Genomic DNA, 14,023 nt, shown 5'->3' on the forward strand with positions numbered 1-14,023 from the left:
CCCCTGCTACGCGTCCTTGTTTCGACACAAACCCGCTCACCTGATGTGATGCGGCGCCTACACATCCTTTTAGCCGGAATTCAAGTAATAGGGTATGTGCCCTTGTGGCCAGATCTTAAACAAAGTATGTATACTATGGATAATTACCCTATAAAACCCGAACACATGCGCGCCCCGGATCACCTGACCAAGGGCGAGGTGCAGAAAAGCCTGGATGAGCTGGAAAACAAGATAAAGACCCTGAAAGCGCGCGCGAACGCCACCGCCGCTGATTCTAACCATACCTACCACGAGCACATTGCCGGTTTGGAGCGCAAGCGGGAGCTGATCGTGCAGAAGATGGGCGACCCAAATAACCAACAGCAGCACTGGAGCGACCTGCACAACAACATCAGCAGCCTGCACAACGATGCCGACGGCTTGATGAAATAACAAACTTGATTGAAAACTAAAAATCCCCTGCGGCAACAGCTGCAGGGGATTTTTGCATGTATGGTTTTATAGGTTTAGGCCATTGCCGGCTCCCGGAACCCTACCCAGGTAAAGCGCTTTATCACAAACTCAGGATTGGTGAAGGAAGCGTTTCCGGCCGGATTACCACCGGTTACGTGGAAGTCGGAGAAGCTCGCGTTCTGGTTCACATAGATGCCGCCCGTCAGGTTGAAGCTCACCGGGGTACCGGCCAGTCCCATCTCATCCATGATCTTCTCTTTCACGGCAGTGTCTGTGGTGTAGGCACCGCAGGAAATAGCCCCGTAGTTCATGGCCATTTCCTTGGCCAGCTCTATACTTTGGTCTGTGCTCTTTGTCTTGATGATCAAGGCTACCGGCCCGAAGAGTTCACGGCTGTAGCTTTCCTTCTCCGTAGCATCCAACTCATAAATCACCGGCGTGCAGGTACGGGCGTTCGAGAACATCGGGTTCTCGAAATCGCAGCTGCTCAGCACCTGGTGGCCCTTTACAGAGGCAGCGCTCTTGACGCGTTCGGCCGTGGCCGGGTTCTGAATGGCCCCTAGTATATGCGGCGCGGCCTTCGGATTGTTTACCAAGGCGGTTACGGCACCGGCAATCTTCTCCACCACCTGCTCGTAGGGCACTGTTTCACCGGCAACCTTCACGCCGGTTTCAGGCACGAAGAAGTTCTGCGGTGCGGTACACATCTGGCCGGAGTATAAGGTCAGGGAGAAGGCCAGGTTCTGCACCACCTTGTCCAAGTCCTCCACAGAGTCCAGGATGATGGAGTTTACGCCGGTTTTCTCCGTGAAGGTGGTTTTGCCGGGCAGGCGCTCCACGTAGTTGCCAAACTCAGTCCCGCCGGTATAGTCTATCAACTTCACTTTCGGGTTCTCGGCCAGTTCTTTGGTGATCAGGCGGTCGTCTGCGTCCACTGCCAGCTGGCAGATGTTCGGGTTCAGGCCATTCTCCTGCAGCACGTGCTGCACCTCAGCCACCACAATAGCGATCGGCAGCACCGCCTTCGGGTGCGGTTTCACGATAACCGGGTTACCGGTAACCAGGCTGGCGAACATGCCCGGCACAGTGTTCCAGGTCGGGAAGGTAGAGCAGCCAATCACCAGGGCGATACCTTTCGGCACGGCCTTCCAGGTCTTGTTCAGCTTCAGATTATACTTACCCATCGGCTTTTCCCATTCGGCGCTCTCCGGGAAACGGGTCTGCTCCTCATAGCCGGCGGCCACGGCTTCCAGTGCGCGGTCAGCAGCGTGCGGTCCCGATGCCTGGAACGACATCAGGTAGGCCTGGCCGGTGGTGTGCATGGTGGCATAGGCAATGTCAAAGAAGCGGGTTTTTATCCGCTCTAACGCCTCCACAAGTATGGCTGCGCGCTCCACAGGCTTCACCTTACGCCACTGGTGGAACGCTTCCTCAGCACGGTTGATGAGGGTCTCCGGCTCGAAGTAGGGGTACTTTACGCCCAGCTCCTGCTGTTCGTACGGCGACTCCTCCTGCCCTACCCAAGCCTGCTCCTCCTGTTGCAGCAGCTCGGTAAACTTATTGTTCAGAAAGGATTTATACTTTTCACGGCCTTCTTTATCGGCTGCTTCACCATAAACCTCCGGAGATGGGTTTTCGGGGTAATGGGCAAAGAATGTACGGTTGTGCAGGGCCTGTACTGCTTTTTGCAGCGTTTCTCGGTGTTTATCCGCTAATTCCAGATTCATAGTTAAATTTTAATATTTAATTGGAAAATAGAAACAAAATATTGTAAAAATCAGTTGAAGGAAATATACATAAAATATTTGTAAGCCAAGGCTGCAAAGCCTTTTTTTCCTCATGGACTTTTGTACTTTTGCTGTACCCGTCCATGATTTGCTCTTATTCGGAAACAGGTATCAAACAGGACTTTTTATCGAGCAGATGTTTACCCTTATCTTGCTGCCCAAGCGCAGCCTCGTTTTCTCGCTCCTCCTATTGCTATACGTGCCTTTGCTGTACGGGCAGCGTCCTGCTTTGGACTTTGGTGCCAAAACCATCCCCCACAAGGTGGTTTATAAACTGAAGCCACAACAGTCCGGCCACCTACGCATCGCCACCGACCAAAGTATGGACCAGGTGCTGCAGCAGATCGGGGCCAGGAAGGTGGCACGCAAGTTTCCGGAGGTTACGGCCCCGCCAGCCACTGCCATGGCCCGGAAAGCCGCGCCTGCGGTAGATCTCTCACTTATATACGAGCTGCAGTACGCACCCGGCCATACGTTTGAGGAAGTACAAGCCGCCCTGATGGCCACCGGACAGGTAGCCTACGTAGAGCCGCTGTATATCCGGGAGCCCTTCCATCAGCCCAACGACCCCGCCTCCGACTCTACCAAAACAACGCAATACTACCTGAAGCAGATACAAGCCTATAGCGGCTGGGCCGTGGAGCAGGCAGATACCACCATCGTGATCGGTATACTTGATACAGGCTTCCGGCTTACGCATCAGGACCTGCAGGGTAAGGTGAAACTGAACCACGACGACCCCATTGACGGCATTGACAACGACGGCGACGGCCTGGTAGACAACTACCGCGGCTGGGATTTTGCCGACGCCGACAACGACGTAACCGACAATACCGCCTGGAAAGGCCACGGCACGGCAGTGGCCGGCGTGGCGGCGGGTGCCACCAACAACGGCATCGGCGTGGCCGGCACCGGCTACAACGCCATGTTCCTGCCGCTAAAGGTTTTTTCCTCCTATAACAACGGCCCCTTCGGCGGTTATGAGGCAATCGTGTACGCCGCTAACAAAGGCTGCAAGGTCATTAACCTGTCGTGGGGCGGCACGGGCTATTCGAAGTTCGAGCAGGATGTGATCAACTATGCGGCGCTGGAGAAAGATGTGGTGATCGTGGCGTCGGGCGGCAACACCAACGCCTTCCTCGATTTTTACCCCGCCTCCTATAATAATGTAATATCGGTGGGGGGAGCCAACAACAAGGATGTAAAGTTCAAGGACCATACCTATAGCTATAACATCGACTTGATCTCCCCAAGCAATAACATTTACAGCACCTCGCAGTCCGGCGACAACAAGTATGGCAATGTAGGTGGCACCTCCTTTGCCGCCCCCACGGTAGCCGGTGGCGCAGCCCTTGTACGCGCCCGTTTTCCGGAGCTAAACGCCAGGCAGGTGGCCGAGCGCCTGCGGGCCAGTACCGACGGTATTTATACGTTAGACGGCAACCAGGCTTACCTGGAGATGCTGGGCACCGGCCGCTTCAACCTGAAGAAGGCGCTGAAGGGGGATCACCTGAAATCGGTGCGCTGCCTGTCGTTTGCCCCCTCTCCTAACCAAAGCCTGGTTGCCGGCAGCACCGTAACCCTGGATGCCAGCTTTATCAATTACCTCGCGCCGGTGGAAGGCCTGCAGGTAACGCTTACCTCCCTCTCGCCGCACATAAGTATAACACAGGGCAATGCCAGCCTCGGCAGCCTTGGCACGATGGCTAACGCCTCCACACGCGACCCTTTTGTGATCAAGATATCGAAAGACACTCCTCCTAACCACAAAATTTACCTGCGCCTGGGCTATACCGATGGCACCTACAGCGATTTTCAGCACTTCCCGCTGATCATCAACCTGAACTTTGCCACCCTGACGGCCAACAACCTGCACCTGTCGCTGAACAGCGAGGGCAACATTGGCTACAACGGCCTGAACATGAGCCAGGGAGTGGGTGTGAAGTATAAAAACGGCGCCTCGATGCTGTTTGAGGGCGGGCTTATACTTTCTGCGGATAGCGGCAAAGTGGCTGATAACGTCCATAACGGGTCGTGGCAAAACAGCCGGGGCTTTAAGCCACTCATGCTGACCAGGCCCTACTTCAACACCAAACTCGCTGACCAGGAACTGCGGGGCCTGATGGAGACAAAGGTGGAGGGGCACCCGGAGGTGGAGGTGAAAACCCTGGCCTATGCCTGGGCCGACACGCCTGACCAGGATTACGTGATTCTGGAGTACCAGCTTACCAACAGATCCGCAGAGGCTATCCCTTACCTGCATGCCGGCCTCTTTGCCGACTGGGATATTGGCAACTATACCGAGAACAAAGCCGGCTGGAACGAGGAACTGCAGCTGGGCTACGCTTACCACGCCTATTCCCCATTACCATATGCCGGCATTAAGTTGCTGACGCCGGAGAAGAACCCCATCTACCACGCCATCGACAACATTGGCAGCAACGACTCTACCGTTACCGTGGATGATGGCTTTACAGCTGCCGAGAAGTATAAAATTATCTCTAAAGGCGTGAGCCGCAAGCAGGCGGGCGGCAAGTATGGAAACAGCATCTCGCATATACTGGGTGCCACCGCACTGGACCTGGCGCCCGGCCAGACCAAAACCATTGCCTTTGCCATACTGGCCGGCGATGACCTGGAAGCACTGCAGCAGCATGCCCACGCGGCGCAGCAGAAGTATAAAAGTATAAAATCGGGCCCGGCGCCTGAGCCAATGGCAATCCAGACATGCCTTGCCGAAGCAGTGGTGATAAGCCCGCAGGGCGGCAGCTCCTTTAACTTTTACTCCGACGCTTCCGGCACCGGACTGTTAGCTACCGGGGCAAGTTATACCATCAGCGAGGCCACCGGAAACAACACCATCTATGTAGCTAACGCCGACTCTATGTACCTGAGCAAGCTGGTGCCGATGGACGTGCAGGTGTTGCCGGCATCAGAGGCTGGCTTCAGGAGTCCCATAGCGTATGCCAGAGTAAAAAAGGCCGTTCTGTTCGAGGATATAAGCAAAAACGCCCATGCCTGGCACTGGGATTTCGGGGATGGCAACCAATCCACAGAGCGTAGTCCTGCGCACGTCTACCAGCAACCGGGCAGCTATACGGTCACCCTCACGGTAACGAACATCCTCGAGTGCACGCGCAGCTCTTATCAGCAGGTTCTGGATGTCTACGATGTGACTCCAACGCTATACCCGAACCCTGCCGTTGGGAACATTACGCTGAGCCTGACCGGGCCGCCCACAGAATCCCGAAGCTCCATACCAGAACTAAGACTGACGGACATGACGGGTAAGACAATGGCAGCTGTTCCCATGTCTGCCTCCAGCACGCAGTTGCAGTACGACCTGAGCAACCTAAGAGCCGGTGTCTACATTGCGCACATCACCTATCAAGGAGAAACGTATGTGGAACGGGTGCTGGTAAGGAAGTAGGTTTTCTAAAGAGAAAGCGGGACAACTCCGTGAAAGTCACCTGTGTTCAAAGTATAAGGCTCCTCCTTCTCACACCAACGAAATAAAAAAGGCCCCACCAACTGGCGGGGCCTTTCTGTTTATACTTGACAGCTTAGCAATTAAGCGTTTTGCTTTTGCTGCTGACGGATCAGGTTAAGGGCAGAACCGGCTTTGAACCACGCGATCTGGCCTTCGTTGTAGGTGTGGTTTACCAAGAAGCTGTCCTGAGAACCATCTTTGTGGTGCAGAACTACTTTCAGCGGCTGACCTGGCGTAAAGTTCTCCAGACCCAGGATATCGATGGTATCTGTCTCCTCGATCAGGTCGTAATCCGCCTTGTTGGCAAAGGTAAGCCCCAGCATGCCCTGCTTCTTCAGGTTGGTCTCGTGGATACGCGCGAAAGACTTCACAATAACGGCACGAACGCCCAGGTGGCGTGGCTCCATGGCGGCGTGCTCACGGGAAGAGCCCTCGCCATAGTTCTCGTCGCCAACTACCACAGTTCCGATGCCGGCAGCCTTATATGTACGGGCTGTAGCAGGCACCGTGTCATACCCACGGGTCATGTCGTTGTACACGCTGTTTGCCTCGCCGTTGAAAGCGTTGATGGCACCGATCAACATGTTGTTCGAGATGTTGTCGAGGTGGCCACGGTACTTCAACCACGGGCCTGCCATGGAGATGTGGTCCGTAGTACACTTACCCTGTGCTTTGATGAGGAGTTTCAGGCCTTTCAGGTCTGTGCCTTCCCATGGCTTAAAGCCTTCCAGCAGTTGCAGACGGTCAGAACCCGGGTCTACAACAACTTCTACCGTGCTGCCATCCTCGGCTGGAGCAATGTAGCCTGCGTCTTCTACAGCAAAGCCCTGCGTTGGCAACTCAATGCCTCGCGGCTCATCCAGCTTTACCTGCTGGCCATCTCTGTTGGTCAGGGTATCGGTAAGCGGGTTGAAGGTTAAGTCACCGGCAATAGCGAAAGCAGTTACGATCTCTGGTGAGGCCACGAACGCGTGTGTGTTCGGGTTACCATCATTACGCTTGGCAAAGTTACGGTTGAACGAAGTGATGATAGAGTTTTTGCGGGTTGGATCATCTGTATGACGCGCCCACTGGCCGATGCACGGACCACAGGCGTTAGCCAATACCACACCACCCATCTCTGCAAAGGTATCTAACAGGCCGTCGCGGGCAGTGGTGTAACGTACCAGTTCAGAGCCAGGCGTAATCGTGAACTCAGCTTTTGCCTCCAGGTTTTTTTCCACCGCTTGGGCTGCGATAGAAGCAGAGCGCGTGATGTCCTCGTAAGAGGAGTTTGTACAAGAACCAATCAGACCTACTTCCAGCTTAGCTGGCCAGCCATGCTCTTTCACAACAGCAGCGAACTGGGAGATTGGCCAGGCCGCGTCCGGCGTGAATGGACCGTTTACGTGTGGCTCCAGTGTGTTCAGGTCGATCTCGATCAGTTGATCGTAGAAGGCAGCCGGGTCGGCGTATACTTCGTCGTCGGCACGCAGGTGCTGCGCTACCTCGTCGGCCATCTGCACCACTTCCTCACGGTTAGTAGAGTTCAGGTAAGCACGCATGCTGTTGTCGTAAGCAAATACCGAGGTAGTTGCGCCGATCTCTGCACCCATGTTGCAAATAGTACCTTTACCAGTACAAGACATAGACTCAGCACCTTCGCCGAAGTACTCCACAATAGCGCCTGTACCACCTTTTACAGTCAGGATTCCAGCCACTTTCAGGATCACGTCTTTCGGAGATGTCCAGCCGCTCATCTTACCGGTCAGCTTAACACCGATCACTTTCGGGAACTTCAGTTCCCAAGGCATGCCGGCCATCACGTCTACGGCATCAGCGCCACCCACACCAATTGCTACCATACCCAGACCACCGGCGTTAGGCGTGTGTGAGTCCGTACCGATCATCATACCGCCCGGGAAAGCGTAGTTCTCCAGCACTACCTGGTGGATGATACCAGCACCTGGCTTCCAGAAGCCGATGCCATACTTGTTAGATACAGAAGCAAGGAAATCATAAACTTCCTTGTTCTCGTTGTAAGCGTCCTGCAAGTCTGAGTCAGCGCCAACACGAGCCTGGATCAGGTGGTCGCAGTGTACGGTAGATGGTACTGCCACCGTTGGCTTACCCGCTTGCATGAACTGAAGCAAGGCCATCTGTGCCGTGGCATCCTGCATGGCTACCCTGTCCGGCGCGAAGTCCACATAAGACTGGCCACGCTCGTGTGCCCCTGTAGCCGACCCCTCGTATAGGTGTGAATACAGGATCTTCTCTGTCAGGGTGAGCGGTCTGCCAACTTTGTTACGGGCAGCTGTCACGCGCTCTTCCATGCCGGCATATACCGCCTTGATCATTTCTAAATCAAATGCCATAGTTTTGCTATTGTTAGTGTTTTATACTCTATTTTATGAAGTTCACAAATGTACGAAAACTATATATCTCTAAAAACATAAGCCTTCACGAATATAAGTTGCTACATTTATTAGGCATGAAGAAGAACCGGAATGCGGATTCTTCTTTCTTATCTATACTTTTGCAGCTCAGAAACTGAGATAGTCCGTAACCTGAAACATCACTTAATAATACCTATACCGGCCTTATTTTGTTTTTAGTACTGCTGGTAACATCCTGTAATTCTATGACATCCACCAACAATACCATTAAGGCCGGCAGCTGGCGCGTAGCCCTGCAACATGCCGGGGGCAAAGAGATACCTTTTATCATGGAGGCCGTGGAGAAAGGCGGCAAAACCATACTGTTCCTGGTAAATGGCGAGGAACGCATCTTGGTAGACGATATCCGGCAGGAAGGCGGATCGGTAAAAATCGGACTTCATATTTTTGATGCCGACCTGATTGCGAAAGTAGAGGGCGGTAAAATGACTGGCCACTTTGTGAAGAACGACACCCCCGAGCCATACGCCGTACCCTTTACGGCGGAGCACGGCAAAGAAAACCGATTTGAAACGAAGCCCGCCCCTGCCACTTTTGATTTTGGCGGGAAGTGGGAAGTACTGTTCACGCCACGCGAGGGTAAAAGCTATAAGGCCATCGGGTTGTTTGCGCAACAGGATAACCACCTGACAGGCACCTTCATGACCGAAACAGGCGACTACCGCTACCTGGAGGGGCAGGTGGCCGGTGACGAGCTGCGGCTTTCTGCCTTCGATGGTAACCACGCTTACCTGTTCACGGCCACGCCGGACAACGACGGCACCCTGAACGGGCACTTTTTCGCGGGCATGAAGGGCTATGAAAGCTGGACCGCCAGACGAAACCCTGCCATCAGACTGGCCAGCGCCGACGCGCTCACGTTCCTGAAGCCCGGCTACGACACGCTTTCGTTCATGCTCCCGAACCTGGAGGGCAAGCAGGTGTCGCTCTCTGATGACAAGTATAAAGGCAAAGTAGTGCTCGTGCAGTTACTGGCTTCCTGGTGCCCGAACTGCATGGATAGCACCAATTTCCTGGCGCCTTACTTTGATCAAAACAAGGAACGCGGCCTGGAGATCATCGGCCTTGGTTTTGAGCGCAGTCCGGAGTTTGACAAAGCTGCCGCCCGCCTGAAAAAGATGCAGGAGCGCCTGCACGTGAACTATGATTTGCTGGTAGCCGGAACCGCAGACAAAGAAGCCGCCGCGAGCTTGCTTCCGGCCCTCAACCACGTCCTCTCCTTCCCCACCACCATCTTCATCGGCCGCGACGGCAATGTACGTAAGATCCATACCGGCTTCTCCGGTCCCGGCACAGGCAAGTACTTCGAGGAGTTTGTGGCTGACTTTAACAAGACGATGGAGCAATTGCTGGCGGAGTAATTTTATTACTTGATAATCGCAGTTCGTCGATCGAAAAGTATAAAGTAGAAGGCCGTTGCTGTAAAAGCAACGGCCTTTGCTTACCCGCAGTTTCAGACAGTAGTGCGTAACTTTCCTGCTGTGGATTTTCAAATTTCGCGTGAGTTATACTTATTCTTTCAACTTCATGGCGCAAGTCTTCAGGCTTGTGTCATGCTGTGGTGTCGAGTTTGCAACCTAATTGGCCCGCAGAGCCATGATTTAAAATTTGGCTATGCTTTTATACTTGCCGGTTTATACTTTACATCTCCCCATCGCTGGCGCGGGTTTGCAACCCGTGCCTACCTATCTTCTCGGATTTGCAATCCGAGTGGCTTGAAAAGCCATACTTTATACTTGAGCTATACTTTTATACTTTGGCAGTACTTCCGGTTCATACTTGCATAGCCTCTGCTTCCTTCAGCGTGAACTAAGGTATCTCTGCTAACTCCTGTTCATCCACGGCTTTACAACCTGCTCGTTTCACCTCTGGCTTTGGTGCTCTCCAGCCCGAGAGGGCTCGCCTTGGGGGTAGGGGCCCTCGATAAGGGTATCGCGCTGGGAGCTTTTCCTTTGCTCCTGACGTCGCAATGCCTCACTTCGTTCAGCACCGAAAAAACTCGCATAGGCGCTCAACCCAAAGACTGGGATCAGATTTGATAGCCACCGCTGACGGAGCTCCAGCCAAGTCCCCCTTTGGAGGGGGCAGGGGGATGTTAATCGACTGCGGAGAATTCCCCTCCTCAGAGGGGCCTGGGGTGGGTTTACACCTGTAGGGACAGGTCGCGACCTATCCGCGCAACGGCAGCAACTATGAAATTTATATACAGGCTCCCCTCCTTAGACAAGAAGGGGTTAGGGGTGGTTGGAGCCGTTACTGCAGAAACGCCCTCCCCTGTTCTTAGGGGAGGGCTGGGGTGGGGTTATTTTCGGAGCCTTATAATCCGAAATGTTCCACTCAAGGCCGCGGGCTCATTCAGCTCCTGGCGCAGCGATGTATGGCTAATGATGTTGCCTATACTTCTGTTGATGTCGGAGAAGAGGGTACTGGCAACTTGATTAAGTAGGCGCCGAAGTATAGATGGCTTCTGTCCATCGGGCAGGAACTTATCGAACACAATCACCGTGCCGCCCGGCCTCAGCACCCGCTCCACCTCTTTGATGCAGGCCACCGGATCTGGAATCACGGCAAGTATGAGATGAAGTATAACCGCATCGAAAGAAGCATCGGCAAACGTTAACTGCTGCCCGTTCATCACGCGCGCGTTTACAGGTATGTGCAGCTCTTCGGCCCGTTGCTTTAGCTTGGTGATCATGCCAGGGGTGATGTCGATGGCGGTGAGGTGAGTATAGCCTTGCAGGTAAGGCAGGTCGAGGCCGGTGCCAGCGCCAAGGATAAGTATGGCATCGTTGGGCTTTGCCCCCAGTAGCCGCACCGAGCGCTCTCTATACTTCCGGAAAATGCGGTCGGCAATAAAATCGTAGACGGGCAGGTATAAAGTATACCGCAGGCGGTTCCAGTTGTTGGTGTTGAGGCTCATTTTTCCATAGGTTATTTTGCACGCACAAAGCTACCTATGGTTCCTATACTGCCTGTTACAAAATTTCGGTTGAGGTTTACAGAAGTATAAGATGAACGCGATTACTTCGCAGTATTTGGGGATCCTGTGAGCGACTGAACCAGGGTTTAAAGGAAAAAAACAGGATGAGCTTTATACTTTACTAGCGTCAAAACCCGGTGCAAGCATGATAGTAACCGGCCGAGCCTATCGCACGGACAGGTCACAACCTGCCCCTACACAGCAATTCAACCATTTGTAATCAACAATTAAGTCTACTTCTCCCGCTCTATAGTATAGGCAATGAGCTGCTCGAGCGAGCGGCGGGACGGGTTGTCGGGGAAGGTATGCAGGATGGCCAGCGCCTCGGCATGGTAATGGTTCATCTGCTTAATCGTGTACGCAATGCCGCCGGAGTTCTTCACAAAGTCGATTACCTGCTGCACGCGCTTGTTGTCGCCGTTGTTGTTCTTCACGTTATAGATCACGCGGCGCTTGGTCAGCCAGTCGGCCTCGCGCAGGGCGTGAATCAGCGGCAGGGTCATCTTCTTTTCCTTGATGTCGATGCCCACGGGCTTACCGATCTCAGCGGTGCCGTAGTCGAAAAGATCATCTTTAATCTGGAAAGCGATGCCTACTTTCTCCCCGAACAGACGCGCTTTCTCAATTTCTTCCTTACACGCACCGGCAGAGGCAGCACCCACGGCACAGCAGGAGGCAATTAAGGAGGCCGTTTTCTGACGTATGATGTCGAAGTATACGTCCTCGGTGATATCGAGGCGGCGGGCTTTCTCTATCTGCAGCAGCTCGCCCTCGCTCATCTCCTTCACCGCGTTCGATACGATCTTGAGCAGCTCGTAATCATCGTTCTGCAGCGAGAGCAGCAGGCCTTTGGAGAGCAGGTAATCCCCCACCAATACGGCGATCTTGTTCTTCCAGAGGGCATTTACAGAAAAGAAGCCACGGCGGTAGTTGGCATCGTCCACCACGTCGTCGTGCACCAGGGTGGCCGTGTGCAGCAGCTCAATCAGGGCGGCGCCGCGGTAAGTGGCATCAGCTATATTCTCGTGGAAAAGCTTGGCTGTGAAGAACACGAACATAGGCCGCATCTGCTTTCCCTTGCGCTTCACGATGTAGCTCATGATCCGGTCCAGAAGTAAAACCCGGGTCTTCATGGAAGACCTGAACTTCTTCTCGAACTGCTGCATTTCGGACGCAATGGGCGCCTGTATTTCTTTTAGACTTATGCTCATGTGTTAGGACCGCAATATTACGGCCTCCGGAAGTGCTTTCCAAGTGCGGGCTGCCAAAACCGTGTTTTATTGTTTTAATTGTTAAATTGCTGTCACGTGAATGGTTAACTTAATGAGTTGTTAAATTGTTAAACAGGCTGCTGCACTTGCTGCCTTATCCTCGTAAAACAACCAACAATTAACCCTTTTGCTATCCAATCTTAAGAATATGAAAGTCGATTTTATAGTATACCCTGAGCATGGCCGCCCCTTTACAGCGGACGCCACCTACTGGCCCGACAGCACCCCGAAGCCGGTTGTCATCTTCGCCCATGGCTTTAAAGGCTTTAAAGACTGGGGGCACTTTAACCTGCTGGCGACCTATTTTGCCAAGCAGGGGTTCGTGTTCATTAAATTTAACTTTGCCTACAACGGCACCACGGTGGATAACCACGCTGACATGCACGACATGGAGGCCTTCGGACAGAACAACTTCAGCCTGGAACTCGACGACATGCAGGCCCTGGTCGAGCTGCTGCACTCCGAGAACCCTCCTATCGAGAGCAACGAACTGGACCTGAGCCGCCTTTACCTAATTGGCCACAGCCGTGGCGGAGGCGCTGTGATACTGAAGGCCGCTGAGGAACCGCGCGTAAAAGCCGTAGCCACCTGGGCGAGTGTGAACCGCTACGATAACCGCTGGGATGACCTGCAGATGGAGCAATGGAAGGATAATGGCGTGCAATATGTGCAGAACGCCCGCACCGGTATGCAGATGCCGCTCTATTACCAGATCGTGGAGAACTTCACTGAAAACAAGTACCGCCTCGACATACCGTCCGTGGTGAAACGCATGCAGCAGCCCCTACTCCTGCTGCACGGCGAGCAGGACGAAACGCTGCCTACTCAAATGGCCCGCGACCTGCAAAGCTGGAAACCTGATGCCGAGCTGCACCTGTTGCCAGACGCCGACCACTCCTTTGGGGGCAAGCACCCTTACGAGGAAAACGAATTACCCGAAGCTGCCCTAATGGCCGCCGAACTAAGCATAGACTTCTTCCGCCGCCATGCCTAACGTATACTTGCTCCTGGGCGGCAACCTCGGCGACCGTATTTTATACCTGCAACAGGCACGCGAAAGTATACAGGAGCAGGTAGGCCCCATCACGCACAGCTCCAAAGTATACGAGACGGCCGCCTGGGGCAAAACTGACCAGCCCAACTTCCTGAACCAGGTGCTGGAGGTGCAAACGGAGCTTATGCCGGAAGAGGTGCTGAAACGTATAAATCAGATTGAGCAGGAGCTTGGCCGGGTGCGGCACGAGCACTGGGGTGCCCGCGTCATCGACATCGACATCCTTTTTTATGACAGCCTAGTGCAGCAAACACAGCGGCTGACTATCCCCCACCCGCAGCTGCACCTACGTCGTTTTACGTTGCTGCCGCTGGCAGAGCTGGCTCCAGAGCTAGTGCACCCGGTGCTCGGCAAAAGTATACACCAGTTGCTGCAGGAGTGCCGCGATGAGCTGGAAGTATGGGAGTTTGCGGGATAATTTATACTTTGTTTCTTTGGTATTGGTGGTGGGTAAGTGCCCCGCACATAGTGCAGATAAACCGAATGGGGTTCCGTTTAGCCGGTAGTTACATGATATTAAAAGTTCAGGGAAGTATTAAAGCTATATAGAACT

Annotated in this window: 9 protein-coding genes; 5 read left to right on the plus strand and 4 right to left on the minus strand. The window is 53.7% G+C overall.

The genetic code is table 11. The features are described 5' to 3' along the window. The first annotated feature begins 135 nt into the window (after positions 1–135). A complete protein-coding gene (locus OH144_RS10680; RefSeq protein ID WP_266206294.1) occupies positions 136–432 on the plus strand; it encodes a sll1863 family stress response protein in 297 nt (98 codons plus the stop codon). A 74-nt stretch (positions 433–506) separates the two neighbouring features. Here OH144_RS10680 and paaN read toward each other — a convergent pair whose 3' ends face one another. Continuing rightward, positions 507–2,180: a phenylacetic acid degradation protein PaaN gene (paaN, locus tag OH144_RS10685; RefSeq protein ID WP_266206295.1), complete on the minus strand. Its 1,674-nt coding sequence runs from the start codon at positions 2,178–2,180 to the stop codon at positions 507–509. Positions 2,181–2,376: 196 nt separating this feature from the next. On the opposite strand from paaN, the gene OH144_RS10690 reads away from it, so the two are divergent. After that, a complete protein-coding gene (locus OH144_RS10690) occupies positions 2,377–5,670 on the plus strand; it encodes a S8 family serine peptidase (protein ID WP_266206296.1) in 3,294 nt (1,097 codons plus the stop codon). A 140-nt stretch (positions 5,671–5,810) separates the two neighbouring features. On the opposite strand, the gene OH144_RS10695 is transcribed toward OH144_RS10690, so the two are convergent. After that, positions 5,811–8,084 carry an aconitate hydratase gene (locus tag OH144_RS10695; RefSeq protein ID WP_266206297.1) on the minus strand — a complete coding sequence of 758 codons (2,274 nt, stop codon included), beginning with the start codon at positions 8,082–8,084 and terminating at the stop codon, positions 5,811–5,813. A gap of 266 nt (positions 8,085–8,350) precedes the next feature. On the opposite strand from OH144_RS10695, the gene OH144_RS10700 reads away from it, so the two are divergent. Continuing rightward, on the plus strand, positions 8,351–9,526 hold the full coding sequence (locus OH144_RS10700; protein WP_266206298.1) for a peroxiredoxin family protein: 1,176 nt from the start codon (positions 8,351–8,353) through the stop codon (positions 9,524–9,526). A gap of 941 nt (positions 9,527–10,467) precedes the next feature. On the opposite strand, the gene OH144_RS10705 is transcribed toward OH144_RS10700, so the two are convergent. Together OH144_RS10705 and OH144_RS10710 are read right to left on the minus strand one after the other, a co-directional pair. Next, complete coding sequence (locus OH144_RS10705; RefSeq protein ID WP_266206299.1) at positions 10,468–11,085, minus strand: class I SAM-dependent methyltransferase; 618 nt, start codon at positions 11,083–11,085, stop codon at positions 10,468–10,470. 293 nt (positions 11,086–11,378) lie between these two features. Continuing rightward, positions 11,379–12,356: a polyprenyl synthetase family protein gene (locus OH144_RS10710; protein ID WP_266202231.1), complete on the minus strand. Its 978-nt coding sequence runs from the start codon at positions 12,354–12,356 to the stop codon at positions 11,379–11,381. A 208-nt stretch (positions 12,357–12,564) separates the two neighbouring features. Between OH144_RS10710 and OH144_RS10715 the strand changes: the two genes are divergently transcribed. Together OH144_RS10715 and folK are read left to right on the plus strand one after the other, a co-directional pair. Beyond that, on the plus strand, positions 12,565–13,410 hold the full coding sequence (locus tag OH144_RS10715; protein WP_266202232.1) for an alpha/beta hydrolase family protein: 846 nt from the start codon (positions 12,565–12,567) through the stop codon (positions 13,408–13,410). Continuing rightward, positions 13,403–13,888, plus strand: a complete 486-nt coding sequence (gene folK / locus OH144_RS10720; protein ID WP_266202233.1) for a 2-amino-4-hydroxy-6-hydroxymethyldihydropteridine diphosphokinase — start codon at positions 13,403–13,405, stop codon at positions 13,886–13,888. The genes OH144_RS10715 and folK overlap by 8 nt, the downstream gene beginning before the upstream one ends. The last annotated feature ends 135 nt before the right edge of the window (positions 13,889–14,023 follow it).

The sequence above is a fragment of the Pontibacter kalidii genome (genome assembly GCF_026278245.1).
Taxonomy (GTDB): Bacteria; Bacteroidota; Bacteroidia; order Cytophagales; family Hymenobacteraceae; genus Pontibacter; species Pontibacter kalidii.